Consider the following 23217-nt stretch of genomic DNA (forward strand, 5'->3'; position numbering starts at 1 on the left):
TAGCGACAGGAGACGCAGCATATGAACTTTGATATCAACATTGTCCGCACCGAGGTTGAGGACTGGGCAGCAGAAACAGGTCAGGAACATGTAGCAATAGAAATCAGTCGTGCATATATGCGATTAGTTAGAGATAGAACTAACGTGCGCCTACATATGATTGAAGATGAGTACGGTCATGCAGATTGGAAAGCGATTAATAACAATCGACAGCAGATATTTCGTTGGCTGCGTGGTGATTCCAACGCATCAATCAGAAAGTTTGCAGAGTTGATGCCGGCGATTGAAATTGCATTACCAGCCACAAGGTTGGCTAGGATTCGTGGCGACACGATGAATTATCTAACGTCAATTGCGATACAGCGCTTTGCTGAAGCAATGACAGAAATTTTATTAGAGGGTCGTGACATGTCACGCCAGATTAATAATGCAGTTAATGCGCTTAATGCGATACCACGCCAGACCAGCGTGCACTAATTCAAGAGGCAAGACCAATGCTAAGAACGACAGAAATGATTACCTACTGCAATGGTTTTCTATTGAATGGAAAGCCAGCGGACAGAAAACAAATTGAAGATATTTTCGAAGGAAGAAGAGCGGCTGCGCTAAGCGTTTGGGAACAGTATGAACAACAAAAACAAAAGCTGCTTTCAAAGAAACTCACGCCGGAACAGTACCAGAACGCCTGCCGTGATATAGCTAAAGCGCTGGGGGTGTGAAGTGAGTAATAAAATTCAAGGTTATGTTTGGGATGCTTGCGCAGTTTCTGGCGTTAAAGGTACCAAATTAATGATCATGGTTCGCTTGGCAGACTACTCGAGTGATGAAGGGGTTAGTTACCCTAGCGTAGAAACGATTAGCCGACAAATTGGGGCTGGTGTCAGCACTATTCGCAGTGCTTGTAACGAGCTTGAACAAGATGGCTGGTTAGTTAAAAAGATGCGTAGAAATGGAAATAGAAATGCATCAAATTTGTATTTTTTGAATGTTGATAAGTTAGAAAAAATAGCACTTGAGGAAAATGCAAAATTAAGGAAATTGCGCGAAAAAGCTTCTAAATCTCACCATCCAGAATCTGAACGTTCAGATTCTGACCGTACAGAAAACAATGAAAAAGTGAGGTTTGACCCTCCAGTTTCTGGCGTTCAAGGTGGTTTTCACCCTCCAGAATCTGGAGGCGATCCATCAGTAAATTCAAAACATGATCCATCAGTAAATTCAAAAGAGGATCCATCAGTTCAGGTTGAGCCGAAAAAATCGAAAAAATCATTCGATGCAAAATTGGCGAAACCAAAAAACGTGAGTGACGAAGTTTGGTCAGATTGGATTAATTTTCGCAAGGAGATTAAAAAACCACTAACAGAAACCATGTGCAAGCAGCAAGCAAAAAAATTAGCGGGATGTTCTGATGCGGATGCTGTGATTTGTAATTCGATTGCCAATGGTTGGCAGGGAATATTTCCAGAGAAATCCATAACCAAGTTTAACAAACCTAATTCTCATACTGGGTTTGGTGACAAGCACTATGAATCTCAGGATCCACACTGGTTTGTGGGAGGTAAAAATGCCTGAACAAGATTTATTGGTTAGTGTGAATATTCCTCCGCGTTTTGCTAGTTCAACCTTTGAAACATTCAAAGCAACTACGCAACCGGCTAAACATAATCTCATGATCTGCAAACAGTACGTAACAACATGGAATGACAGGAAAAATGCAGGAGAGGGGCTTGTACTTTGCGGAATGCCCGGAACAGGTAAAACCCACCTTGCAGTATCGATCGCTCGTGAGATTGCAGGAGGTCTACAGGAATCGGTATTTATCACCACAGCGGCGCGTATCATTCGCGCATTTCGTAGAACGTGGTCAGGAAATTCAGAATTTAGTGAACTGGATGTGCTAGCAAAATATTGTGATCCCGACCTGTTGATAATTGATGAAATCGGTGTCCAGTACGGTACTGATTCTGAACGAAATATTTTGTTCGAAGTGATTAATGATCGTTACGAAAGTTTATTGCCGACTATTTTAGTTAGCAATTTACCTTTGAATGAGTTGGAAGAAATGCTTGGTGAACGTGTAGTAGACCGATTATTACAGGGTGGTACCGTGCTTACATTCAATTGGGCAACATACCGCAGAGGTAATCACTTATGATGGATGAGCGCGATTTAGAGGGGGCTGTGATTAGCGGTTTTCTTGCTGGTGGTGCTTCTCAAGATGCTTATGAAGTATTAGCCACATTACCTGAAGAGGCATTTAGCTCAAGTTATTACCAGCGTGTTTATCGAGAGATAAAAAAACAAGCACTAACGAGTTCGTTAATTGACCCGTTTTTTATTGCGGATGCTTTAGGTGATAAGGGCGGTTTAGCCAATTTACTGGAGCTTGCCAAATCGCCGGTATGGAAAGCGAATCTGAAAGGGTACGCATCCAAAGTTCATAGTTACTTCCGTGTTCGCCAAGTCATTCAACTGATGGCTAAATATCAGACCGTTATCACTGAAGCAGGTAACCATGAGCAAGCAGAAGAGTTGATTAACCAGTTCGCAAATCAGATTGGTCAGCTCACTGCCGGTAACCAAAACTTGTTACCCGTTCATCTAAATACTCTGATTGAAGGATATGTTGAAGTCCTCGAGCGTAGAAACTTAGGTGAAGATATTAGTGGAATGATTAAGACGGGCATTGAAGCATTAGATGACAAAATCGGAGGGTTTAACCCGACTGATTTAGTTTTCATTGGTGGTCGTCCGGGGATGGGGAAAACGGAACTTGCTTTAACCATGATTGAGGGTATGACCCGTGATGGCGGTGGAGCCTTACTATTTTCCATGGAAATGGCGAATCAACAAATAGCGGAACGCATGATCGCAGGTTCATCACAGTTACCTGTATCAACACTAAGAAAAGGGCAATTACATGATGAAGACTGGGCAAGATTGAGTTCAGGCTTAGCGCATTTAATGGATCGAGATATTCACATCATCGATGCTAGTAACTTAACAGTAGAGCAAATATGCGCAATTAGTGAGAACCATAAGCGGCAGTATCCAAACTTAAAAGGGATCTTCGTTGATTATTTAGGTCTCATCAAAAAGCCGAAGGCAGAGCGTAACGACTTGGCTATAGCAGCAATTTCAGCCGCATTGAAAGGGTTGGCAAAACGACTTCATACACCGACAATCGCCCTAAGCCAGTTATCGCGTGACGTTGATAAACGCCCATTAAATCAACGCCGCCCCGTTGCTGCTGATTTACGTGATTCCGGTAGTTTAGAGCAGGATGCAGACTACATCTTATTCACTTACCGCGATGTGGTTTATAACCCGAACAGCCCAGCTAAAAACTATGCTGAAGTTATTGTGGATAAAAACCGACACGGTGAAACGGGTACCATCTACCAAGAGTTTAAACACGGACATTACATGCCAACCGACCAAATTACGGCAACGGAAGTGTCCAGAATGCAACAGCAATCACAGAGTGCTAAACCACGCAAATACGCAGAAAAGGCATTTTAAAAACTTATTGAGGCAAGACCATGACAATTAAAGACCCAATCACCGGCGAATCACTCGTTCGGTGTAACCACCCCATATTACCTGATGATGGTTTGGATCATACACCATGCCACATTGAGCGTATTCAATCAGCTGCGCGAGCAAGAACTAAGGCGCCATATCAGCAAATTTTGAAACCACAAAAGCCGAGGTAGTTATGTCTGGGCAATCAAGTTACTTGCCTGATGGACTGCCTCACAATCGTGCTTTGTGGTCAGAAGAATATCGCGAACTGGAGCAACTTGATTTATTCGCTAGCCGGCTAATTCGGCAACTGAAAAATCGAAAAATAAACAGAGAGCGAGTGCTGGTGGAAATCGAAAAGGCGCCAGAGGTACATCGAGAGTTTTTTAGATATAGGTTGAACTATTGGCGTCAATTAATGCAGATATGAAGTATACACACTTGGAAAAACTAAAATTACTCCCATCATATAACTAAACATTTTATAGCGGATATAAGACCGTCTTGTCATAAAGTTATTAGATGTAGTTAGTTGGAGTGAAAATGAAAAAATCGGTTTATAAAGCAAGTGGTTTATGGGACGAACAATCTTTCATAACTCTTTTTGTCGCTTCAAGCGAAAAAGATGTACTTTCAACAATAGCATTTTGGGCAAATCTAAATGGCGCTAGAGTAGATGAGTTATCTATTGAGCGTTATTGCTCAGTGCATTAACCAGATTGATATGAAGAGGCAAGACCAATGGCTAAGTCAGCAGCAGAACGCAAGGCTGCCCAACGCAAACGCCAGCGTGAAGCTGGCTTTGTTATCCCGCAGTGGCAAGTTGAATCTGAAGAACATGAAATGATTAAGCGTAATTGTGCATTGCGTAAACCAGGACGTGAGCCATATGATGAGAATGAGTATATTCAAATGCTCATACGAAATGATGATGCAAGACTTAAGCACAAGATTGAGGAATTATTTAACCGTTGTTGTGGTAAATGTGGTGAATGGTTACCAGTGATGGAGTGTTGCCTTGATGGTGATTCTAAGTGCTGGGTAACCAATGGATGGCATGAACTTAAATTAGCGGTAGAATAGTATAAATTTACTTTATTTGAGGTTTATATGGATTTCGATTGGATCTCTGCAACCGCTTTAGTTGTTGGTATTGGGTCATTATGCTTAACCTATAAATCAACAACATCAGCTAAAAGAGCTATTGATACATCAATTTCTTTATATGAAAAGCAAAAAAAAGATTATGAAAAAAAACAAGAAGAAGAAAATAAACGTAAATTAGATGCTATAAAAATAATTATTATGGAGGATATTAAGAGTAATTATTTTTTATTTATAAATATTTTAAAGATTATAAAAACCATTTCAGATGGTATTGACGTTAAGTTATCAAGTTGCAAATTTAGCGAATATCAGCTTATTAATATGAATTTAATTGATAGCGGTAATATACACCAAGCTGTTTATAAAAAGTCCAACTATTCAGATTCGCAAAAGTATTTATTTGAACTTATACAGTTAGACTTTGATATTTCAAAGGTTTTTTTAGAAATGAAAATTAGTGGTTCGGTTTATGATAATTTAATTCCAACGATTATAGTGATGATAGAAGATAATGCAGTTAGCGATAATATTATTCGTAATTATTTACCATTAATTGAGAACTATAAATACGAAATGGAATTACTTTACGAAATGTGCTCAGATAAAGATACAAGACATTTATCTGATTACATAAATATGTTATCTTCATTGTGATTTAAAACACATCTTTTGTGGTAAAAGAAATGGTGAAGGCAATTGTAGACACAAAAGGCATTGCCATTCATATCACGGATACATGTTATTTTTAGGAGAAAGATAGAAACAATAAGGTCGTAAATATCATTAGATAATGGATTTTTGGATAAGTAAAAAGTAGAATAGAGTCATTGGTATGAACACCCAATCCTAACACTTGCTGTGTCTACTGAGAGAAAAAGTATGGCACAGCATGGCTTTATCAAAATGTCTAACGATACTCTTGTACCTGCTAATCCAGCTGCGAGAGATTTTCTGCATTCAAAAATTAAATGTGGTGATGTGCTTTATGCTGATTTTAAGAAAGCACGAAACCCACGATTCCACCGTAAATACTTCGCTTTACTCAATCTAGGGTATGAATACTGGGAACCAACCGGCGGTACCATTTCGCCCGAAGAAAAAGAACTGGTGCGTGGTTACGTTAAATTCCTCGCTTATTACACCGATAATGATGATGCCCTCCAATCTGCCGCAGATGTTTATCTCGATGATATAGCACAGAAACGCGCCCATAATATATCAGCGGCTAAATCCTTTGATGCTTTCCGTTATTGGGTAGTAGAGCAATCTGGTCACTACGAAACATTTGAGATGCCAGACGGCAGTATTCGCCGCGTCGCTAAATCAATCAGCTTTGCCAAAATGGATGACCTAGCCTTTGGCGAACTCTACAAAGCCACGCTTGATGTGCTTTGGAACTTCATTCTATTCCGTAAATTCCCAACCCAAGAAGCCGCTGAAAATGCTGCAGCTCAGTTGCTCGATTTCACCTAATTGGAGCAAGGAATATGTTAGAAATTTTCAAAGATAAGAAGTATCACGTTGTGAGTTTTTCAGGTGGTAGAACGTCAGCCTATCTCACTCACTTGTTAAAACAAATAGGGGAAAAAGAAAGTCTTAATGTGAAATTTTTATTTATGGATACGGGAGCTGAGCATCCTAAAACATATGAGTTTATTCGTAACGTAGCTAAGAATTGGAACATTGATCTTGTGTGTTTGCGACTTGTTATTGATCCGCAACTGGGGAAGGCGAATACATATAAAGTTATTAGCATTAATGAAATATGTCATGACCTACAGCCTTGGGTGGATGCTTGCAGCAAATATGGTACGCCGTACATTCATGGTCCATTTTGCACTAGAACAATGAAGCTAGAAACCTTTGAACGATATTGCAGAGAAACCTTTGGTGATGATTATCACACATGGATAGGTATAAGAGCCGATGAACCCAAACGTTTAAAACATAGAGATAACATTTCTTACCTAGCTGACATCAGTAACTTTGATAAACAAGATGTACTGAACTGGTGGAAGAACCAATCATTTGATCTTGATATTCCAGAGCATCTTGGTAATTGCGTTTTTTGCATTAAGAAAGGCGTGAATAAGATCGCACTGGCAACTCGTGATGAACCGAATTTAGCTAAGCAATTCTTAGATGTTATCACTAGTAAATCTGTAAGGACTGTAGAACGCCGGAAGCAAGAAAATAAAATCATGTACAGAGGAAACCTTTCTTTAGAAAACATCATTGAGATGTATTCAGCACAAGAATATGAGGAGATTGCTGCAACTATAAGAGGAATGAAAGGATATGAATCAGGATCATGCTCGGAATCGTGCGAAATATCAGAGTTAATGAATTAGAGGCAAGACCAATGACCAAAAAATCAAAGACCAAAGAAGATAAACAGTGGCTATCAGATGTAGCGGAACTCGGCTGTATTTGCTGTCGCAATATGGGATATGGGGCAAGTCTCGCGGAAATTCATCACGTGAGAACGGGGCAGGGCATGGCTCAACGAGCTAGCCACAAAGATGTTTTACCGTTATGTCCACCTCACCACCGCGCCAGCTATGACACTGGATTTCATGCAGCGCCTAAATCATGGCAAGAAATTCACGGTACGGAAGTAGAGTTGCTCGAGCAAACCAAAATTGAAGTAATGGCATTACGCGCTTGTCGCGTCTAGCAATATTGATAAATAAAGAAGTTGAGGTATTAACATGATATATCCAGAGACAAGCGGCAAGAGTGGTGAACATTTAAGATTGCGCACATTAGAGAGTACGTGGATCCGTGGGAGATTAACAATGTGGGGTTGTTGGTCTGCGTTTAGCAAATCCCCTAAAGCTGCAGGTATTTTTCAGCGATTATTAACAGAACCGAAAATTACAAAGAAAGCCCTTAAAGATGCAATGCAAAGAATGAAAAAAGAAGGACTATCAGAGGAAACCTTGCAGCTTTTTTTGGAAGAGTACCAGGATAAAAAAACACTTAGCAATATGTGGTTCTGCAGTGATACCGAAGGTGGGAAAATGGATAAGGTAATAAGCGCTGTTTTTGCACATGATCAAGGATTGTTAAATGTCTTGAAGCAGCATTATATATACAAAAAATCCTATTATGCACTAGCTCTTGAATTACATGAGAGTAAGCCATCTATATCATTATCAACGTGTAGAAGGCGAATTAAGGCTTGGTTATCTATTGCTGAATTTATGCTTTATCGACCAATGTGCGATGAATTTGACCGGGGTTATCATTATTCAGAATAAATCATTGACTTTTTGAACAATGAAGTTAGTATTTTGGTATACGCTGCGCGAAGCTATACACGCAAAGCAGTAAAGGAATTGAAAACCTCGCCATTGTGCGGGGTTTTTTGCTTTATACAAATGATTTTATTTAAATTAGTTATTAAGATAGCAATACCAATATTGGTTAATGTAATTGCCAGAGAGGTATTATGTACGAGTTAATAACGATAGATGTTTCATCATATCCACCAAAAGGTCTTGGGGTTAAGACGTACAAAACGCATCCAAGAATTGGTGAGTGGATTGAAATGGAAGTTCTTGGGGTGGGCACTATGTTTGAGGTTGTTATGGTTGCCCATGCAGATAATGGAGTTGGGTCAGATATATATGTAAAAAATGTAGGACCAACTTCAGAGTCTGTTAAAAACATTTGTAATTAATAAAACTGCATTTATTTAAATCACCTCAAGGGTCACTTCGGTGACCTTTTTTATTATCTAAATTCCATAGAGAACAAATTATTTATGAGCACATCAATAGGGATAACCCTCGGTGCTGCTGGTGGCGGTGCTATGGGTGGGTTCCTTATTGGTGCCGACTATGGCGTCGTGCTGGGAGCTATTATCGGAGCATCAGCCTCAGTCATTGCATCCAGAGATAATAACCGACGAAAGATACTTCATTTCATTTTAGCTCTTGGTGCGGGGATCCTTATTGCTAAAGAGGCTTCCGATGTTATTTCGCAGATATGGAGTTGGGATATTAGCCCCAAAATAATGGCAATTGTTATTTCGGCATTGCTTATCCCGGTCCTCGTTCTTGCAGCAAATAGAGATAACCTCAAAAAACTATTTAGCCGGATCTTTACCTCGATAGATAAAAACTTCAGCAGTATTACGCAAGCCATCAAAGATTGGCGAAATAAAGGAGGTAGCTAATGAATACCGTCCTTAATTACTTAAATAGCATTTCGCTCTGGGTAGACAGTCACCCACTTGAAACAGTCGATATTTTTCTTTTGCTAGCGTCTGCGGTAACGGTATTTCTTTGTCGGTATGCAAAACATCGTGACTCTATTGTTGGTACCGCTCTGTTTATTTGCTGGGTTTATCAAATATACGAAACTTTAGTTGGTGAGCGTATTTCAGCGCCATCAGATGTGCTTTTTGATGGCGTTATCTTCCTCGTTATTTTCTCTGCCGGTGGCAACATTATGTCCATTGTTGTTATCAGCAAACTTATAGAAAAAGTTAAATCAATCTGGTTGCTGATGATGCGACCGTTTACGTTTAAGGTGAAGAAATGACAGAACCTAAATGGCTCCTTGAAGCCAGAAAAGAAATTGGTGTATCTGAACATACCGATTCAGGCTCAAAAGCAGTCGACCAGATGTGGATTGATAGTAAGTTGCGCGGCTTAGTTGGCACGGCTCGTAAAGTTCCTTGGTGTGCTGGCTTCGTCAATGCCATGTTAGAGCGTGCTGGTGTTCGTTCGACTCGTTCAGACTCATCACGTTCATACCTGAATTACGGTGTTAAATTATCCGAACCTAAATATGGGTGCATTGTAACTTTCTCTCGTGATGGTGGTGGTCATGTCGGTTTCGTTGTTGGCAAAACAGAATCAGGCTCATTAATGGTATTGGGCGGTAATCAATCCGATGCTGTTAACATCAAAGCGTTTAAGACGGACCGTGTAACTGGTTACTGTTATCCAGAAGGCGTGGAAATCGATACCCGACCGCTGCCAATCGGTGATGCTGCGCTGTCAGTTAAAGAATCTTGATATGAGTACGCTGACTAAAGTATTAGCTGGTGTTTGTGTGATCCTCGCGGTGTGGTTGGGTTGGGTGATTCGTGACTATGGTGATTTGAAGGGCGATTACACCGCACTGGAAAAAGATAATACTCAGCTAAAAGGGGATAACACGCAGCAAGCTAAAGTTATTGCCACCCAGTCATTTGAGTTTAATCGTTTTAACCAAATAGCCACCACCGCTTATCGTTATGGGATTTCCACTGATGCGAACTCAGAAAATAGAGTTATTGAGTACAGGAAAATACTTCAAAAAGAGCCTACCTGTGATTTGTACATTCCTGATGATATTGGTAACAGGTTGTACAACTACACAAAAGGTTTACGTTCCAGCGCAATGCACACCGATACCGGAGTCGTTAACCGAGCCGATGATAGTGCCATTACCTCCAGCAAGATAACGTATTGCCAAGCTGTTTACTGGATAGACCCATTAATATCAACCATTGATGGTGGCAATGCACGATTTAAAGCCATTAGGGATATTGAGCAACAGCGAGCTTCCAAATAAACATCTACAAACGTCATTCATAGAGTGGCGTTGATAGAGATTTATACAGGAGATAAACACGATGGCTAAACCGGATTGGGGGACGCTACAGCAACAGTTCCTCGCCGAACATGCTATATCAGGAATATCCCCTAAAGAGTGGTGTGAAGACCAGGGACTCAATTACTCAACAGCAAGGCGATATATAAAAAAGCCGGCTGCGCAATCTGCGCAAAAAACTGCGCACAAAAAATTGCGCACTGCGCAGACTGAAGATAGCGCAAAGTCGTTATCGAAAGACAAAGAGCTTACCCCACAGCAAAAGCGGTTTGTTGTTGAATATCTGATAGATGGTAACGCAACACAAGCAGCGATAAGAGCTGGTTATAGTGATGAAAGCTACGGTAGACAACTCCTCACGATTCCTCACGTTGCAAATGAAATTGCGCACCAGCAGCAACAGTCTTTATCACGCACATTAATTAAAGCTGATGAGGTACTTGCTAAGGCATGGAGTCTTGCAACATTTGATGCCAATGAACTGTCTCAATATCGACGTGGTTGTTGTCGTCATTGTTGGGGATTCGGTTATCAGTACCAGTGGCGGGACGCCGTTGAATTCGAAGAAAAGCGACTAGAGGCAGTCGAAAGAAAAAAAAGGGCTCCTGAAGATACCGGTGGATATGGTTATAACCACACAAAGGAACCCAATCCTCTATGTCCACGATGCAATGGCGAAGGCATTGGACAGCCATTCTTTCCTGATACCCGTAAACTTAATTCTGATGCGGCATTAGCCTACTCGGGTGTTAAGTTGGGTAAAAACGGTGTTGAGATACTCTCAATAAATAGAGAGCGAATGTTTGAAGCGATAATGAAACGTCTAGGTCTTGCTGATAGTGAGGCAGCTCAGCGCATTCTAGAAATAGAACTTGAGCGCAGGCAATTAGAAGTTGAGAAGCTACGCAAAGAGCTTGCTGATAATGCTGACGATGATAACCCAACTCCAGTAGCGATTAATATCAACGTTGTCGATGCGAGGGCGGATGATGATAGCACCGACACTTAATATCCCTCAGGCGCGATTCTTGGCAATGCCTCATAAGTTTAAAGCGTACGTGGCTGGGTTTGGCTCTGGTAAGACTTGGGTCGGTTGTGGTGGTATATGCAAGGGGATGTGGGAATTCCCTAAAATTAATCAGGGTTACTTTGCACCTACCTATCCGCAGATAAGAGATATTTTCTACCCAACCATTGAAGAAGTAGCTCTTGATTGGGGATTGAAAGTTAATATCGTTGAAAGTAATAAAGAGGTTCATTTTTACGAGGGGCGACGATACAGAGGAACGGTTATTTGCCGGTCAATGGAAAAGCCGGAGACAATAGTAGGCTTCAAGATAGGTAATGCGCTTATCGATGAACTTGATGTAATGAAGTCTGACAAGGCGCAGAAGGCTTGGCGAAAAATCATTGCTCGTATGCGTTATAACGTTGCCGGCTTGCGTAATGGTATTGATGTCACGACAACCCCCGAGGGCTTTAAGTTTGTTTATCAGCAATTCGTCAAGGCAGTAAGAGACAAACCTGAGCTAAGTACATTATATGGAATTGTACAAGCATCAACCTTTGACAATGAAAAGAATCTACCGGCTGATTATATACCTTCGCTAATGAGCTCCTATCCTCCGGAGTTAATTAAAGCTTATTTAAAAGGGCAATTCACCAACTTAACAAGCGGTACCATTTACCACACCTTCGATAGAAAGCTGAATAATTCAGAGGAGGAGGAACAGCCGGGTGAGACACTTTATATAGGCATGGACTTTAACGTTGGAAAAATGGCGGGGATTGTTCACGTTCTTCGTTTAGGCTTACCTCATGCAGTTACCGAAATCATTAACGCCTATGATACGCCAGATATGGTGAGGATCATTAAAGAGCGCTTTTGGCTTTATGACGGTTCAGACTATAAAAAAGTTCGTGAAATATATATTTACCCAGATGCTTCTGGTGACTCGCGTAAATCAAATAATGCTAGTTCAACGGATATCGCGCAGTTAAGACAGGCTGGCTTTCATGTCATTGTTAATGACTCTAACCCTCCCGTAAAAGATCGCATTAACTCTATGAATGCAATGTTTTGTAATGCGAAAGGGGAGCGGCGTTATAAGGTCAATGTTAAACGCTGTCCGGTCTACACGGAATCGTTAGAACAGCAGGTGTGGGATCCTACTAGTGGTGAGCCAGATAAAAAATCAGGTAATGACCATCCTAATGATGGCGCCGGTTATTACATCATTAAGCAATTCCCTATTGTTAAACCAGCCTTTGATATTAATTTAGGAACAACCTTCTGATGAGTATAAATAATGTTGATTTTACTCGACCGGAGTATAAAACGGCTGCTCCTCAGTGGGAGTTAGTACGCTCAGTATGTCGAGGTGGCGAGGAAGTAAAGAGTTATCTTCCTGAGTTGGAAGAAAAGGAAAGTGAACGTAAGAAAAAGCGCAATAAAGACTATCAAGACCGTGCGGTGTTTTACCCAATAACAGGTAACACCCGTAACGGCATGATAGGAATGGCGTTCAAGAAAGATCCATTGGTTGCTGTTGCTGAAAAGCTGTCTTGTTTAAAAGATGATGCAGATGGCGCAGGTTCAAGTATTTACCAATTAGCTCAATCCTCTCTCGAATCGGTATTGGAAGTAGGGCGACACGGATTATATGTTGATTACAACAGCGGCTCTAAACTCCCATACATATTTCAATATCAAGCTGAAGATATTATTAACTGGCGGACTGATCGTATTAATGGCAGAACGATGCTAACGCTGGTGGTATTGCGAGAGACGGTTGAAGAGGCGGACGGTTTTGGATTTAAAGATGCCATTCAATACCGCGTACTCGTGATAGAAGATGGCAAGTTTATTTGTCGGGTCTATCGTAAGCCAAGCGGGAGTGGTGTGTTTCAGATTGATTCTGAATATATTCCAGAGCGTGCAGGTAAAGGGGCTTGGAATGAGATCCCATTTACGTTTATTGGTGCTCAAAACAATGACCACACGATAGATGAGGCGCCATTGTTAGGTTTGGCAAAAATCAATCTAGGGCATTATCGAAATTCTGCTGATTATGAAGATTCCGTGTTTTTCTGTGGGCAAGTTCAGCCATATCTAGGCGGGTTAGATATAGAGTGGCGAGACCACTTAGAAAAAACAGGCATCATGGTCGGGTCTCGTTCACCTTTATTGCTGCCAGAGAAAGGTTTCTTTGGTTACGAGCAAGCCCAGCCTAATATGCTAGCAAAAGAGGCAATGGACAGTAAGCGCGATTATATGGTGGCACTGGGTGCTCAATTGGTTTCCGCTGACAGTAAAGTCAAAACGGTTATTCAGTCTGTCGGTGAGCAGAACGCCCAAACTTCTATCCTTAGTATTTGTTGTTCGAATGTCTCTGATGCGTTCAGCAAAGCGCTAACGTGGTGTGCTGAATATCTTGGTTTAGACACGAAAGATACCTCGTTTGAGATTAATAAAGACCTCGTTAATCACATCGCTGATAGTTCGATGATCCGTGAAATTGTCGCAGCATGGCAATCAGGGGCAACGCGTAAGTCTGATCTGGTACGTAACCTGCAGAAGTATGATGTTATTAATCCTGCTGATGATGTTGATGTGGTTGTGGATGAGCTAAACAATCAAGCACCATCGATGGCGGGTGGAGTATGAGCACCATCAATGAGCTATTAGCCGATGAGTTGATAGCTCACTCTTTGTTTTCTGGTCGTTATTCTACAGGTGTCGCTAAGCGTATGTTCAATGCGCTAAATAGTTTTGATGCTGAGCTCACCGCCGCTCTCGTTATCTCGCTGGATGACGCCAAAATTAACCCAGATAGCTTTACCGCTAGGCGGTTAGAGTCTCTTCTTTCTAGCGTTCGCAGCATCAACAAAAAGGCTGTAGAAAGTGCGCAGCTTCTTTTATTGGATGAATTGAAATCCTATGCAGTCTATGAGTTAGGCTATTACCCATCACTGTTTGAAGCCTTACTTCCTGATGCGGTCTTGCGTAAATATCCGCTTATAGGCATTACTGAACAAATGTTGTATGCATCAGTTATTGCCAAGCCATTTCAAGGGAAATTATTGTCTGAGTGGTTTGATGGATTAGAAAAAGATCGTATGACTCGCATTAATAATGTCGTCAGAACAGGTTATTTGAATGGTGATAGTGCGGTAGATATCGGACGGCAGATTCGCGGGCACAGTAAGCAAGGTTATAAAGATGGTGCCTTACAGATTAGCCGTGCAAACGCAACTAGCATCGCTAAAACAGCCATCAACCACTTACAGGCTACCGCGAGAAATCAATTCATAGAAGCCAATGACGAGCTTATTGATTGCCGGCAATGGCTGTCTACTTTAGATAGTAAAACTTCAAACGACTGTATTGTGAGAGATAGATTGAAATACTCGCTTGAGGGTAAGCCAATTGGTCACAAAATACCGTACAAACAAGGACCCGGAAAAATTCATTGGGGATGCCGTTCGACAGAAACATTCATACTTAAATCTTGGCGAGAGCTAGGAATTGATATTAATGAAATGGATGAAGGGACACGGGCATCAATGAATGGTCAAGTTCCGGTGAATACGACATTTCTTGACTGGATTCAGCGACAGCCTGAATGGCGACAAAGGCAAGTATTTGGTGAGGTGCGGTTTAGACTCATTAAAGAGGGTGGGATGAACCCCACTGATTTTTATACTGATAAAGGGGAGTTTATTTCACTGGATCAGCTTAAGCAATTAGATGAGCAAGCATTTATAGACGCTGGTTATTCGTAACCGGTATCTCGTAACAAAATAAAGACTCCTTACGGGGTCTTTTTTATTACCTAAATTCGGCTAAGAGCTGGATTATCCCAACGCGCTAGGCGCATTCAATCCCAAGGGGAACAACATGTTATTTATGAATATCGAACACAAATATTACTCACAGGCTGGTGGTGAAGATAAAGGCGGCGGGGCGGGCGGCGCACCTGAAATCACCCCAGAAATTCAATCCATCATCGATAAGGCTGTGAATGATCAGGTATCCGGTCTAAAAGCTAAACGCGATGAGTTACTCGGCAAACTCAAAGAGCAAGGCGATAACTTAAAGCGTTATGAAGGGATCGACCCCGATAAAGTGAGAGATATTCTCAAGCGTTTTGATAATGACGAAGAAGCCAAGTTAATCGCTGAGGGAAAAATCGATGAGGTGCTCAACAAGCGCACTGAGCGTTTACGTGGCGATACTCAAAAACAGGTTTCAGAAGCGAATAGTCGCGTTGAAAGAGCTGAAGCTTTTGCCAATAAATTTCGTGACCGCGTGTTGAGTGATGAAATTCGCTCAGCGGCAGGTAAGGCGGAAGCTTTAGCCAGTGCGCATGATGACTTAATCCTACGCGCTAAAGGGGTATTCAAAATCGATGACGAAGGCAAGGCGGTCGCTGTTGATTCCAATGGTAGCCCAGTAATGGGTAAAGATGGAAAAACACCTCTAACAGCTATTGAGTGGATTGAGTCACTCAAAGAAAGCGCGCCACACTTATTTCCATCCGCATCCGGTACCGGTGCAGGGAACAGTAAGTCAGGCTCTGTGCATTTCAAACGCTCTCAAATGTCATCGTCTGAAAAAGCGGACTATATTCGCCGATACGGACGTGATTCTTATTTAAAACTTCCTAAAGAGTAAGGAACGAAAACAATGGCTACAACTGTAAACAGTGATTTAGTAATTTATAACGACTTGGCACAAACCGCGTTCTTAGAGCGTCGCCAAGATAATCTAGAGGTTTTCAACCAAGCCTCTAATGGTGCGATTGTATTAGATAACCTGTTTATTGAAGGCGATTTACGTAAACGCGCCTTTTATCAAATCGGCGGCTCAATTGAGCATCGTGACGTGAATTCAACATCAGCAGTAACAGGCAAAAAAATTGCTGCCGGTGAATCTGTTGATGTAAAAGCGCCGTGGAAATATGGTCCATTCGAAACAACAGAAGAATCCTTTAAGCGTCGCGGTCGTGATGTATCAGAGTTCTCTGAGCTTGTGGGTACAGACGCGGCAGATGCATCCCTCGAAGGGTATATTAAATACTCGTTAGCGGCATTGGGTGCAGCCATCGGTAATAACAGCAATATGGTGGTGAGTGCCAATATTGAAACTGACGGTAAGAAAACGCTCACTAAAGGTCTACGTACCTATGGTGATAAGTTCAACCGCGTAGCGCTCTTTGTTATGCACTCTGCAACGTATTTTGACATTGTGGATCAGGCAATTGATAACAAAGTGTATGAAGAAGCCGGTGTGGTCATTTATGGCGGTCAGCCGGGGACACTCGGTAAGCCAGTGTTAGTCACCGACACTGCGCCAGTAGATGCTATTTTTGGTTTGGTGCCGGGGGCAGTCACTATCACTGAATCTCAAGAGCCGACATTCCGCTCGTACCCTATTAATGACCAAGAAAACTTGGCAATTGGGTATCGTGGCGAAGGTGTGGTTAACGTGGGTGTGCTGGGCTATAGCTGGGATGAGAAAAAAGGAACTAACCCTGATCTCACCAAGCTTGGCACTGCTGGTAACTGGAAGAAGCACTTCACTAGCGACAAAATGACAGCGGGAGTGATGATTAAGCTTGTCACAACCCCACCAGCTGGAGAATAACAACAAGGGGCGAAAGCCCCTATATTGTCGAGGTATTTATGATTGATACTGATAAAGACTCACCGACTTTTAATAGTTATGCCAGCATTGATGATTTAAAGGCGTACTCAGAATCCAGAAAATTAACATTGCCAGATAGTGAGCTACTTGAATCATCACTCATCACTGCGATGGATTATTTAGAATCCCAAAAGTGGCTGGGTAAGCGTTCCGATAGCACGCAACCCTTATCTTTTCCGCGCACAGGCTTATTGCATGATGGTGTTGCTATTGCCAGTGACATCATCCCTCCCCAGTTGATACAGGCTCAATGTCGCTTGGCGATTGAATCACAAGAGAGTGAGTTACAGCCAACATTAGGCGCTGAAGTTATCGCTGAGCGTATTGAGGGTGCAATTGACTTGAAGTATGCAGAAGGTACCAATACAGGGGCTCCTAACTTTGTATGGTTGAAAGGTCTGCTATCCGGCTTGATTGACATTTCTGATGGGTTTGCCATTAATACGTTTGCAATGAGGTAGCCATGAATATTTATCAGCGTGGCTACCAAACAGCATTGCGAATGCTGAAAAAGTATGGCGCTTCATATCAAGTTAAACGCGATGGCAAACATTGGGTTGATGATGAAACTGGCAAAGAGCACCATGAACCGGAAAACCGTTTTACAGCTATTGGCGTTAAGGTGCAGTATAAACCCAGAGATATCGACGGGACGCTCATCCTTTCTACGGATATTAAAATGGTTTTTTCACCAGAGGTCGCTATTCATAAAGGCGATCACGTCTTGGTTGATGATGTTTGGTTACGAGTGCATGAGCCCAACCCCATAAAACCCGCCGAACTTGTTATTTGCTATCAATCACAACTGAGGGCATAACGTGTCACAGGCTTTCATGAAGTCGGTTAACCTTTTTGTTGAACACGCTCAAGCGGATATGGAGGCGGTAGTAAAAAAACGGGGTTTAAGATTCTGGCTCAACTTGTTCAAATGTCACCGGTGGGTAATCCTGAACTATGGGAAATCAACCAGACAGCTGTGGGCTATAACCAGGCGGTATTTGAACACAATGAAGAACTCAGGAAAGACCCTAATAATCTCACGCCGAAGAAGCGCCAATTAAAGAAACGTGCTCGCGTTAATGATTCTATGGAGATCAAAGCACCTCCCGGTTATACAGGAGGGCGATTCCGTGGTAATTGGCAAGTCACCTTTGATGTGCCAGGAGATGGCGAAACAGGGCGAGTCGATAAATCAGGTAACATGACAAAAGCGGTTGGTAACTATGTGCTTGAGCAGTTTAAGGTGGGGATGAATGCTATTTATTTTACGAATAACGTTCCTTATGCCTACCCATTAGAAATGGGACACTCTAAGCAAGCACCAAACGGTATGATAGCGGTAACCGCTGCTGATGTTGGTAAATTTTTCAGGGAGTCTATCGCTGAGGTAAAATCATGAAGCAATCTGAAATCAATCAGTCTATTCGTGCGTTGGTGGCTAAAATTGCTAAGCAAGAAGGACTAAAGGTTGCGTGGTCTAATATTACGTTTGATGATATTAATTCCCCCTATTTACAGATGCACATTATGCCTGCGCAGACTGAAAACATAGGTCTTAGTTTGGATATGCCTATCTTAAAGGGTGTTATTCAAATTAATATTGTCGGTAAGGTGGGAACCGGTGATGAGCAATTGACGCTCATTGCTGACAACATCAAAGATCAGCTAGAAAATGGATTGTCTTTGACGAACACACTTTATCTCAACGGAGAACCAAGCCAATTCCCCCCTATCACGAACGATGCTAACTACATCATCCCTATACGCACATCTTATCGATGTGATTCTGTTCGATAATCGACCGCCTAAATGGCGGTTTTTTTATGCATAAATAAAGAGGTCCATATGGCTTATAACATTCCTAATGGCTCGCGCGTATATGTTGCGAGCAAATACGGCAATGAAATTGAATTCTCTGCAGCTAGTAATGCCACCGAAGCTGTATTAACAGTAGATGCATCAAGCGGCATTAAAGCGGGTGATGTTATTCAGGTGGTTTCTGGGTGGAAACGCATGTCTGGTGTATTCAAAGTAAAAGCGGCTGATGATACCAGCGTTACACTGGATAGTGTTGATACATCAGATATTGATCGTTTTCCTATTGGCGGTGGTAAAGGTACATTGAAAACCATCCAAGAATGGGAGGTTATGCCTCAAGTCATGACTTTATCCACAGAAGGCGGTGAGCAGCAAACGCAAGAGATTCAGTTTTTAGAAGATGAGCAAGCTGAAACCGTCGATACTTATAAATCCGGGATCGTGCAGGTTTATACGTTCGCTCACGATGCTACGCTACCCATCCGACCATTGCTAATGAAATTGGATGACAATAAGCAATTAACTGCTATCCGCTTCCATAATAAACGGGCAAGCGAAGATCGTTATTACTCCGCAAGTGTGTCATTTCAGCGCGTACCGAATACCGCTATTAACGAGGTTGAAAATGTTTCAGCTCGTTTCTCACTGAAATCTGATATGCAGATTTACACCACCGCATAATTACAGCCCCTTATGGGGCTTTTTAAGGAGATATGATGGCTAAGTTTACACTGAAACCGAATCCAACGTTTAAGGCAGATGTAAGAATCCTAGTCGCTGGGAAAAGTGATCCTGAAGTTGTTACTTTTACGTTTAATCACATGCCAATGAGTAAATTGGAAGAACTAAAAGAGAAGTCAGTAGATGAATTCTTTACTCAAATCATTTTCGACTGGGCGATCGAGCAACCTTATAATGGTGATAACTTAAAGCTTCTATTCGACAACTATCCTTCTGCTGCGGGTGCCATTACTACTGCTTATTACAATGAGTTGTTAGGTAATCGCGAAAAAAACTAATATCGGTCGCTGAGGCAATGTATGGGGGAATGTCAGTAAAAGAAGCTACTGAGTTTAAGCGGGCTTTTGGTTTTCCTCCAGATATTGATGATGTTGAGGTACTTCCAGATGTTTGGGATTCATTTCAGGTATTTTCGGCAATGGGAACTCAGTGGCGAGTTGGCATGAATGGAGCTACTGGACTAGACTATCAATCGCTAAATGAAGTTATGAAATTGCTCAACATTGAAGATAAAGCGACCGTTTTTAGTGATATTAGAGTTATGGAGTTAAAGGCTTTAGAGTTAATGAATAGCAAATAATCGCCACCTGCTTCAAATCGCCTTTTGCTTTGTTTTGCGTTACCTTCGGGCTATCATTAAGAAAAACTAATGGTGCGTGAGGTGATGATGAAAGGTTTTGGGTGGATATTGCTAGTTGTTGGCATTATAGCTGCGTTTGCTGCTTTTAATATGGATGTAAGCGTATCTACAAGTTACGGAAATCGTGTTAATAACATTGGCTTGATGGCGCAAAGACAAAATTTTGTATTGATAAGCTGCTTTATCATGCTTTGCGGTTTGCTAATGGTAATCTTTGGTAGCAGAAAGTCTAGTAATTCTAATTCTGTAAAATGCCCATACTGTGCTGAATTTATTAGCAATGAAGCCATCAAGTGTAAACATTGCGGAAGTGACTTGTCGGAATATAAAGCCAATAAAGCTGTTAGAGATGCAAATGCAAAAAATAAGTTTAGTGCTATTAACTACGATCAAAGAGAATTATTTGTAATATGTGATGGTAAGGCATCAATATGTGATGATAAATTACTTGAACTTATTGATAGGATTAAGAATGAGAATCCTGAAGTAACAGGAGATGCCTTATTAAAAATGCAGAAATTCAACATATCAACTATCGAATCGTTTTTACCGAAAGAAATTAAGAAAGAGTTTAAAGATAAGGTTGAGAAGTTGATTTTAAGCTAATCATGTTTTTATTAACAAACTGACCACCTTATGGTGGTTTTTTTGTGCCTGGAGAAAACCAATGACTGATATTGCAACCATTTCGCTAAAAGCTGATACATCTGATTTGGAGCGAGGAACACAGAAGCTTAAAGAGTTCGGCGCTACAGCTGAAAAGGTCAATAATTCAGCAGAAGATTTAAATGAACAATTTAAACGCGGCGTTGATAACCAGAAAAAAGCTACTCAAGCTGCGGAGAAACAGCGTAAGGAGCTTCATGAATTATTGAATCAACTCAACCCCACCAATAAAGCGTTTGAACGATTAGATGAATGGCAAGAAAAATTGTCATCAGCCAGTAAAAAAGGAATGCTGTCAACAGATCAATTCAACGATTACAACAGTATTTTGGAACAAACCAGAGACAAGTTGCAGAAGATGCATATGTCTTTAACTGTTGAAGGGCAAGCGTTGTTAGCTCAAGAAGCGGCAACTAACAGAGCTAAACTAGCTTCAGATGAGTTTTTACAATCATTGAGAAGTCAAACTGAAATTCTAGGTAAAACGAAAACCGAAGTTTTAGAATTGAAAGCGGCGCAAATGGGAGTGTCGCAACAAGCTGCACCGATGATTGCTAAGCTGAAGGAGCAGGAAAAAGCGTTTTTAAATGGCTCAATTACTATTGGTCAGTACCGTAACGCCATGCGACAACTACCAATGCAAATGACTGATATCGTGACATCACTTGCATCTGGGATGCCGGTATGGATGGTTATGGTTCAGCAAGGTGGACAGATAAAGGACTCGTTCGGAGGAATTGGAAATTCACTAAAAGCACTTGCGTCATTCTTTACCCCAGCAAAAATAGCAATGATTGGAACTATCGGCGCATTAACTGCGGTGGCTGTTGCTGCTTATAAGGGATCTACAGAGTTTAGCGAGTACAATAAGCAGTTAGTGCTAACAGGAGGGTATGCTGGAAAAACAGCCTCTCAACTGGACATACTTGCTAAAAAGTTGGCTATCAATGGGATTACTCAATTTTCGTCATCGAAGGCTTTATCGCAGGTTGTAGCTACAGGATCATTCAGAGGGGGGGAATTAGAGCTTGTAGCTAAAACAGCGGTTGAAATGCAGGAAAAAGTGGGGGTTTCTATTGATGAAACAATTAAAAACTTCCAGAAATTAAAGGAATCTCCAACAAGAGCATCAGAAGAGTTAAATAAGCAGATGCACTATCTGACTGCTGCTCAATATGAATACATTTCATCACTTGAAAGAAAGGGAAACAAAGAAGAAGCCGCCAGAGTGGCGACGGAACTATATGGAAAAGCATCGCAAAAATCAGCTTCAGAGGTTGTTAGTCATTTAAATTGGATAGGACAAGCAGCCAAAGAAACAAAGGATTTAATCCTTGGTTTGGGCGATGCAATAGCTGGAATGGGAAGAGAAAAAGGATTCGATGAGAAGTATGCATATGACCTTGAACAAATAAATAAAACTATAGACAACATTTATAAGGATAGAGAAAAATCAGGTGTTTCAGACCTATTTGAGTCGGGGTTGAAAAAGTCGCTAGCACAAAAAGCGGTCATAGAAAACATTTTAGGTCTACACAATGCTATTGTTGCCGGGAAGCAGGCTGAAAATGCAGCTGAACAGGATAGCATTTTAAGTCTAGAGTATAAAAACAAAATAATTGAAGAAGGTTTATCAAAAGAAACAAAACGAGCTAGGGATTTGGCTCAATTATGGAGAGAGATATCAAAGGCTCCGGACAAATGGTCACAGTCTGAAAGAGAGAAGGCTGTATCAGCAATTAATAAACGGTATGAAACCAAAACCCCAAAAGCAACAGCATATCGACCAGACTATGGGACTCGTGCTGATGAGTCAGCCAATGAGGCGCTTGTATCTCTACAAGCTCAACTTAAGGTATTAAAAGAGCATAAAACAGTTGCTGATGTAATTAGTTCAGAGCGTAAAAAGCTTTGGGATATAGAAGCCAAAATCTCTGTGCTAGAAGAAGCAAAGGCAACCCGTAAACTCACTAATGATGAGCAAGCATTATTGGCTAAAAAAGAATATGTCTTAGCCTCTCAGCGCTCTTTAGCGGTAGTTGGTGATGAAGTAGAGCTTCAGAAGCAAAAAAACAATGAGTTGGATAAGCAAAATAAATACATAGCTGATCTAGTTGCTAAGGGCAATGCCTTAGAGGAAGGTGCTGGGTTATCTAGCAGATTGCAGCAAAGAAAAAGTGCCTTAAATCAAGCTGACACCGAAGAGAAGAAGAAAGCTTTAGAAGATTACTACGCTAAAGAAGACTCAATTAGAGCTAATTGGGAGCTTGGCGTTAAGCGTGGTTTCGCAGAGTTCCAAGATCAAGCCACTGATGTATATGGTAACGTTTCTCAAATCAGCCAATCTTTCTTTCAAGGCATGAGCAATAGCCTTTCAGATTTTGTCATCACGGGTAAAGCT

33 protein-coding genes and 1 pseudogene are annotated in these 23217 nt (G+C 41.4%); all 34 read left to right on the plus strand.

Annotated features, from left to right (window positions below; translation table 11 throughout):
• The first annotated feature begins 21 nt into the window (after nucleotides 1–21).
• Entirely contained in the window at nucleotides 22–477 is a 456-nt protein-coding gene (locus tag PROVALCAL_RS18385; RefSeq protein WP_006660860.1) for a toxin YdaT family protein, read from the plus strand.
• A gap of 17 nt (nucleotides 478–494) precedes the next feature.
• Complete coding sequence (locus PROVALCAL_RS18390) at nucleotides 495–719, plus strand: hypothetical protein (RefSeq protein ID WP_006660861.1); 225 nt, start codon at nucleotides 495–497, stop codon at nucleotides 717–719.
• A 1-nt stretch (nucleotide 720) separates the two neighbouring features.
• Nucleotides 721–1572 (plus strand): helix-turn-helix domain-containing protein, encoded by an 852-nt coding sequence (locus PROVALCAL_RS18395; RefSeq protein WP_006660862.1) that lies wholly within the window; start codon nucleotides 721–723, stop codon nucleotides 1570–1572.
• Nucleotides 1565–2155, plus strand: a complete 591-nt coding sequence (locus PROVALCAL_RS18400; protein WP_006660863.1) for an ATP-binding protein — start codon at nucleotides 1565–1567, stop codon at nucleotides 2153–2155. The genes PROVALCAL_RS18395 and PROVALCAL_RS18400 overlap by 8 nt, the downstream gene beginning before the upstream one ends.
• The gene (locus PROVALCAL_RS18405) at nucleotides 2152–3522 is read left to right on the plus strand and encodes a replicative DNA helicase (RefSeq protein ID WP_006660864.1); all 1371 of its coding nucleotides are present in this window, start codon (nucleotides 2152–2154) and stop codon (nucleotides 3520–3522) included. The genes PROVALCAL_RS18400 and PROVALCAL_RS18405 overlap by 4 nt, the downstream gene beginning before the upstream one ends.
• A gap of 20 nt (nucleotides 3523–3542) precedes the next feature.
• On the plus strand, nucleotides 3543–3716 hold the full coding sequence (locus PROVALCAL_RS18410; protein WP_039862423.1) for a hypothetical protein: 174 nt from the start codon (nucleotides 3543–3545) through the stop codon (nucleotides 3714–3716).
• Between the two features lie 2 nt (nucleotides 3717–3718).
• The gene (locus tag PROVALCAL_RS20135) at nucleotides 3719–3955 is read left to right on the plus strand and encodes a hypothetical protein (protein WP_006660865.1); all 237 of its coding nucleotides are present in this window, start codon (nucleotides 3719–3721) and stop codon (nucleotides 3953–3955) included.
• Nucleotides 3956–4068: 113 nt separating this feature from the next.
• A complete protein-coding gene (locus tag PROVALCAL_RS19820; RefSeq protein WP_006660866.1) occupies nucleotides 4069–4239 on the plus strand; it encodes a hypothetical protein in 171 nt (56 codons plus the stop codon).
• Nucleotides 4240–4266: 27 nt separating this feature from the next.
• A complete protein-coding gene (locus PROVALCAL_RS18420) occupies nucleotides 4267–4608 on the plus strand; it encodes a hypothetical protein (protein ID WP_006660867.1) in 342 nt (113 codons plus the stop codon).
• Nucleotides 4609–4635: 27 nt separating this feature from the next.
• Nucleotides 4636–5286 (plus strand): hypothetical protein, encoded by a 651-nt coding sequence (locus PROVALCAL_RS18425; RefSeq protein WP_006660868.1) that lies wholly within the window; start codon nucleotides 4636–4638, stop codon nucleotides 5284–5286.
• Between the two features lie 225 nt (nucleotides 5287–5511).
• A complete protein-coding gene (locus tag PROVALCAL_RS18430; protein ID WP_006660869.1) occupies nucleotides 5512–6105 on the plus strand; it encodes a DUF1367 family protein in 594 nt (197 codons plus the stop codon).
• Nucleotides 6106–6119: 14 nt separating this feature from the next.
• Complete coding sequence (locus PROVALCAL_RS18435) at nucleotides 6120–6983, plus strand: phosphoadenosine phosphosulfate reductase domain-containing protein (RefSeq protein ID WP_006660870.1); 864 nt, start codon at nucleotides 6120–6122, stop codon at nucleotides 6981–6983.
• An 11-nt stretch (nucleotides 6984–6994) separates the two neighbouring features.
• Nucleotides 6995–7309, plus strand: coding sequence for a Ref family recombination enhancement nuclease (locus tag PROVALCAL_RS18440; protein WP_006660871.1), 315 nt, complete (start codon nucleotides 6995–6997; stop codon nucleotides 7307–7309).
• A gap of 34 nt (nucleotides 7310–7343) precedes the next feature.
• Nucleotides 7344–7895 (plus strand): DUF1133 family protein, encoded by a 552-nt coding sequence (locus PROVALCAL_RS18445; RefSeq protein WP_006660872.1) that lies wholly within the window; start codon nucleotides 7344–7346, stop codon nucleotides 7893–7895.
• Nucleotides 7896–8086: 191 nt separating this feature from the next.
• Nucleotides 8087–8317 carry a hypothetical protein gene (locus PROVALCAL_RS18450; protein ID WP_006660873.1) on the plus strand — a complete coding sequence of 77 codons (231 nt, stop codon included), beginning with the start codon at nucleotides 8087–8089 and terminating at the stop codon, nucleotides 8315–8317.
• Nucleotides 8318–8401: 84 nt separating this feature from the next.
• Entirely contained in the window at nucleotides 8402–8815 is a 414-nt protein-coding gene (locus tag PROVALCAL_RS18455; protein ID WP_006660874.1) for a putative holin, read from the plus strand.
• Entirely contained in the window at nucleotides 8815–9183 is a 369-nt protein-coding gene (locus PROVALCAL_RS18460) for a hypothetical protein (RefSeq protein WP_006660875.1), read from the plus strand. Before PROVALCAL_RS18455 ends, PROVALCAL_RS18460 begins: the two co-directional genes overlap by 1 nt.
• Nucleotides 9180–9662, plus strand: coding sequence for a TIGR02594 family protein (locus PROVALCAL_RS18465; RefSeq protein ID WP_006660876.1), 483 nt, complete (start codon nucleotides 9180–9182; stop codon nucleotides 9660–9662). The genes PROVALCAL_RS18460 and PROVALCAL_RS18465 overlap by 4 nt, the downstream gene beginning before the upstream one ends.
• 1 nt (nucleotide 9663) lies before the next feature.
• A complete protein-coding gene (locus PROVALCAL_RS18470; protein ID WP_006660877.1) occupies nucleotides 9664–10203 on the plus strand; it encodes a hypothetical protein in 540 nt (179 codons plus the stop codon).
• 61 nt (nucleotides 10204–10264) lie between these two features.
• Nucleotides 10265–11251 (plus strand): terminase small subunit, encoded by a 987-nt coding sequence (locus tag PROVALCAL_RS18475; RefSeq protein ID WP_006660878.1) that lies wholly within the window; start codon nucleotides 10265–10267, stop codon nucleotides 11249–11251.
• Nucleotides 11229–12539, plus strand: coding sequence for a terminase large subunit domain-containing protein (locus PROVALCAL_RS18480; protein ID WP_006660879.1), 1311 nt, complete (start codon nucleotides 11229–11231; stop codon nucleotides 12537–12539). The genes PROVALCAL_RS18475 and PROVALCAL_RS18480 overlap by 23 nt, the downstream gene beginning before the upstream one ends.
• Nucleotides 12539–13909: a DUF4055 domain-containing protein gene (locus tag PROVALCAL_RS18485; RefSeq protein ID WP_006660880.1), complete on the plus strand. Its 1371-nt coding sequence runs from the start codon at nucleotides 12539–12541 to the stop codon at nucleotides 13907–13909. Before PROVALCAL_RS18480 ends, PROVALCAL_RS18485 begins: the two co-directional genes overlap by 1 nt.
• A complete protein-coding gene (locus tag PROVALCAL_RS18490; RefSeq protein WP_006660881.1) occupies nucleotides 13906–15027 on the plus strand; it encodes a hypothetical protein in 1122 nt (373 codons plus the stop codon). Before PROVALCAL_RS18485 ends, PROVALCAL_RS18490 begins: the two co-directional genes overlap by 4 nt.
• A 115-nt stretch (nucleotides 15028–15142) precedes the next feature.
• Nucleotides 15143–15919 (plus strand): hypothetical protein, encoded by a 777-nt coding sequence (locus PROVALCAL_RS18495; RefSeq protein WP_006660882.1) that lies wholly within the window; start codon nucleotides 15143–15145, stop codon nucleotides 15917–15919.
• A gap of 12 nt (nucleotides 15920–15931) precedes the next feature.
• Nucleotides 15932–16891, plus strand: a complete 960-nt coding sequence (locus PROVALCAL_RS18500) for a major capsid protein (protein ID WP_006660883.1) — start codon at nucleotides 15932–15934, stop codon at nucleotides 16889–16891.
• 38 nt (nucleotides 16892–16929) lie between these two features.
• Nucleotides 16930–17412: a DnaT-like ssDNA-binding protein gene (locus PROVALCAL_RS18505; RefSeq protein ID WP_006660884.1), complete on the plus strand. Its 483-nt coding sequence runs from the start codon at nucleotides 16930–16932 to the stop codon at nucleotides 17410–17412.
• Nucleotides 17413–17414: 2 nt separating this feature from the next.
• Nucleotides 17415–17768, plus strand: a complete 354-nt coding sequence (locus tag PROVALCAL_RS18510) for a hypothetical protein (protein WP_006660885.1) — start codon at nucleotides 17415–17417, stop codon at nucleotides 17766–17768.
• Nucleotides 17769–17784: 16 nt separating this feature from the next.
• A pseudogene (locus PROVALCAL_RS18515) lies at nucleotides 17785–18350 on the plus strand (hypothetical protein).
• Nucleotides 18347–18748, plus strand: a complete 402-nt coding sequence (locus tag PROVALCAL_RS18520) for a phage tail terminator-like protein (RefSeq protein WP_006660887.1) — start codon at nucleotides 18347–18349, stop codon at nucleotides 18746–18748. Before PROVALCAL_RS18515 ends, PROVALCAL_RS18520 begins: the two are co-directional and overlap by 4 nt.
• Before the next feature lie 48 nt (nucleotides 18749–18796).
• On the plus strand, nucleotides 18797–19450 hold the full coding sequence (locus tag PROVALCAL_RS18525) for a phage tail tube protein (RefSeq protein WP_039862430.1): 654 nt from the start codon (nucleotides 18797–18799) through the stop codon (nucleotides 19448–19450).
• A gap of 35 nt (nucleotides 19451–19485) precedes the next feature.
• A complete protein-coding gene (locus PROVALCAL_RS18530; RefSeq protein ID WP_080547049.1) occupies nucleotides 19486–19788 on the plus strand; it encodes a phage tail assembly chaperone in 303 nt (100 codons plus the stop codon).
• 17 nt (nucleotides 19789–19805) lie between these two features.
• Nucleotides 19806–20090: a DUF1799 domain-containing protein gene (locus PROVALCAL_RS18535; RefSeq protein ID WP_006660890.1), complete on the plus strand. Its 285-nt coding sequence runs from the start codon at nucleotides 19806–19808 to the stop codon at nucleotides 20088–20090.
• 84 nt (nucleotides 20091–20174) lie between these two features.
• Nucleotides 20175–20756 carry a zinc ribbon domain-containing protein gene (locus tag PROVALCAL_RS19125; protein WP_226890355.1) on the plus strand — a complete coding sequence of 194 codons (582 nt, stop codon included), beginning with the start codon at nucleotides 20175–20177 and terminating at the stop codon, nucleotides 20754–20756.
• A gap of 61 nt (nucleotides 20757–20817) precedes the next feature.
• Nucleotides 20818–23217: phage tail length tape measure family protein (locus PROVALCAL_RS18545; RefSeq protein ID WP_006660892.1), on the plus strand; the 2400-nt coding region annotated here is incomplete at its 3' end.

It is taken from the genome of Providencia alcalifaciens DSM 30120 (assembly GCF_000173415.1).
In the GTDB taxonomy this organism is placed as follows: domain Bacteria; phylum Pseudomonadota; class Gammaproteobacteria; order Enterobacterales; family Enterobacteriaceae; genus Providencia; species Providencia alcalifaciens.

Bases quoted from the DNA above. Each gene is read 5' to 3' on its own strand.
- PROVALCAL_RS18385 (WP_006660860.1), top strand. From the start codon at position 22: ATGAACTTTGATATCAACATTGTCCGCACCGAGGTTGAGGACTGGGCA.
- PROVALCAL_RS18390 (WP_006660861.1), top strand. From the start codon at position 495: ATGCTAAGAACGACAGAAATGATTACCTACTGCAATGGTTTTCTATTG.
- PROVALCAL_RS18400 (WP_006660863.1), top strand. From the start codon at position 1,565: ATGCCTGAACAAGATTTATTGGTTAGTGTGAATATTCCTCCGCGTTTT.
- PROVALCAL_RS18405 (WP_006660864.1), top strand. From the start codon at position 2,152: ATGATGGATGAGCGCGATTTAGAGGGGGCTGTGATTAGCGGTTTTCTT.
- PROVALCAL_RS18410 (WP_039862423.1), top strand. From the start codon at position 3,543: ATGACAATTAAAGACCCAATCACCGGCGAATCACTCGTTCGGTGTAAC.
- PROVALCAL_RS20135 (WP_006660865.1), top strand. From the start codon at position 3,719: ATGTCTGGGCAATCAAGTTACTTGCCTGATGGACTGCCTCACAATCGT.
- PROVALCAL_RS19820 (WP_006660866.1), top strand. From the start codon at position 4,069: ATGAAAAAATCGGTTTATAAAGCAAGTGGTTTATGGGACGAACAATCT.
- PROVALCAL_RS18420 (WP_006660867.1), top strand. From the start codon at position 4,267: ATGGCTAAGTCAGCAGCAGAACGCAAGGCTGCCCAACGCAAACGCCAG.
- PROVALCAL_RS18425 (WP_006660868.1), top strand. From the start codon at position 4,636: ATGGATTTCGATTGGATCTCTGCAACCGCTTTAGTTGTTGGTATTGGG.
- PROVALCAL_RS18430 (WP_006660869.1), top strand. From the start codon at position 5,512: ATGGCACAGCATGGCTTTATCAAAATGTCTAACGATACTCTTGTACCT.
- PROVALCAL_RS18435 (WP_006660870.1), top strand. From the start codon at position 6,120: ATGTTAGAAATTTTCAAAGATAAGAAGTATCACGTTGTGAGTTTTTCA.
- PROVALCAL_RS18440 (WP_006660871.1), top strand. From the start codon at position 6,995: ATGACCAAAAAATCAAAGACCAAAGAAGATAAACAGTGGCTATCAGAT.
- PROVALCAL_RS18445 (WP_006660872.1), top strand. From the start codon at position 7,344: ATGATATATCCAGAGACAAGCGGCAAGAGTGGTGAACATTTAAGATTG.
- PROVALCAL_RS18450 (WP_006660873.1), top strand. From the start codon at position 8,087: ATGTACGAGTTAATAACGATAGATGTTTCATCATATCCACCAAAAGGT.
- PROVALCAL_RS18455 (WP_006660874.1), top strand. From the start codon at position 8,402: ATGAGCACATCAATAGGGATAACCCTCGGTGCTGCTGGTGGCGGTGCT.
- PROVALCAL_RS18460 (WP_006660875.1), top strand. From the start codon at position 8,815: ATGAATACCGTCCTTAATTACTTAAATAGCATTTCGCTCTGGGTAGAC.
- PROVALCAL_RS18465 (WP_006660876.1), top strand. From the start codon at position 9,180: ATGACAGAACCTAAATGGCTCCTTGAAGCCAGAAAAGAAATTGGTGTA.
- PROVALCAL_RS18470 (WP_006660877.1), top strand. From the start codon at position 9,664: ATGAGTACGCTGACTAAAGTATTAGCTGGTGTTTGTGTGATCCTCGCG.
- PROVALCAL_RS18475 (WP_006660878.1), top strand. From the start codon at position 10,265: ATGGCTAAACCGGATTGGGGGACGCTACAGCAACAGTTCCTCGCCGAA.
- PROVALCAL_RS18480 (WP_006660879.1), top strand. From the start codon at position 11,229: ATGATGATAGCACCGACACTTAATATCCCTCAGGCGCGATTCTTGGCA.
- PROVALCAL_RS18485 (WP_006660880.1), top strand. From the start codon at position 12,539: ATGAGTATAAATAATGTTGATTTTACTCGACCGGAGTATAAAACGGCT.
- PROVALCAL_RS18490 (WP_006660881.1), top strand. From the start codon at position 13,906: ATGAGCACCATCAATGAGCTATTAGCCGATGAGTTGATAGCTCACTCT.
- PROVALCAL_RS18495 (WP_006660882.1), top strand. From the start codon at position 15,143: ATGTTATTTATGAATATCGAACACAAATATTACTCACAGGCTGGTGGT.
- PROVALCAL_RS18500 (WP_006660883.1), top strand. From the start codon at position 15,932: ATGGCTACAACTGTAAACAGTGATTTAGTAATTTATAACGACTTGGCA.
- PROVALCAL_RS18505 (WP_006660884.1), top strand. From the start codon at position 16,930: ATGATTGATACTGATAAAGACTCACCGACTTTTAATAGTTATGCCAGC.
- PROVALCAL_RS18510 (WP_006660885.1), top strand. From the start codon at position 17,415: ATGAATATTTATCAGCGTGGCTACCAAACAGCATTGCGAATGCTGAAA.
- PROVALCAL_RS18520 (WP_006660887.1), top strand. From the start codon at position 18,347: ATGAAGCAATCTGAAATCAATCAGTCTATTCGTGCGTTGGTGGCTAAA.
- PROVALCAL_RS18525 (WP_039862430.1), top strand. From the start codon at position 18,797: ATGGCTTATAACATTCCTAATGGCTCGCGCGTATATGTTGCGAGCAAA.
- PROVALCAL_RS18530 (WP_080547049.1), top strand. From the start codon at position 19,486: ATGGCTAAGTTTACACTGAAACCGAATCCAACGTTTAAGGCAGATGTA.
- PROVALCAL_RS18535 (WP_006660890.1), top strand. From the start codon at position 19,806: ATGTATGGGGGAATGTCAGTAAAAGAAGCTACTGAGTTTAAGCGGGCT.
- PROVALCAL_RS19125 (WP_226890355.1), top strand. From the start codon at position 20,175: ATGATGAAAGGTTTTGGGTGGATATTGCTAGTTGTTGGCATTATAGCT.